Raw genomic sequence first — 221 nt, 5'->3', positions numbered from 1 at the left:
GGCTGCAACACCGCCCACGATCGCAGCATAAGCTAATACAGCAACGCCAGGCATAACGGCTTGCACATCTTTAAAGCAATGTTTGTTATGAAATAAAATATTTAGCATGGAGGCGATAGCAACGGGTAGCAGAGTAACTAGTAGCATAAAGCGGAACATCCCCCAACCATCCATATCGACTGATTGGCCCACTAAGTAATTCAACCACAGCGGTGTTATCA

Annotated in this window: 1 protein-coding gene; it reads right to left on the bottom strand. The window is 45.7% G+C overall.

From position 1 onward, the window contains the following. The coding region (locus tag V6256_RS15720; RefSeq protein ID WP_424141081.1) for a hypothetical protein at positions 1-221 on the bottom strand (221 nt) is incomplete at both ends.

Source organism: Psychromonas aquatilis (assembly GCF_038155185.1).
Lineage (GTDB): Bacteria > Pseudomonadota > Gammaproteobacteria > Enterobacterales > Psychromonadaceae > Psychromonas > Psychromonas aquatilis.
This window is presented reverse-complemented; position numbering and strand designations above follow the sequence as displayed.